Origin of the sequence: Psychrobacter sp. TB20-MNA-CIBAN-0197 (assembly GCF_040309765.1) — a bacterium.
GTDB lineage: Bacteria > Pseudomonadota > Gammaproteobacteria > Pseudomonadales > Moraxellaceae > Psychrobacter > Psychrobacter submarinus.
Window position 1 is genome coordinate 1 of sequence record NZ_JBEOPC010001301.1, and the last position, 240, is coordinate 240.

Here is a 240-nt window from a genome sequence, read left to right on the forward strand (position 1 = left end):
GGGTATTACCCTAAAAACCGTAGAGATTCAAGATATTAACCCATCGCAAACCATGCAAGCGTCAATGGAAGAGCAAGCGGCGGCAGAGCGCCTACGTCGTGCGACAGTGACCCGTGCTGATGGTCAAAAGCAAGCCGCTATCCTAGAGGCAGACGGTCGCCTAGAAGCCTCACGCCGTGATGCTGAAGCGCAGGTAGTGTTGGCAAAAGGGTCAGAGGAGTCGATTCGTTTGATTACTGC

1 pseudogene is annotated in these 240 nt (G+C 53.3%); it reads left to right on the top strand.

What is annotated here, in order from left to right:
• Positions 1-240, top strand: a pseudogene (locus tag AAEY83_RS18160) (SPFH domain-containing protein); the annotation flags it as partial.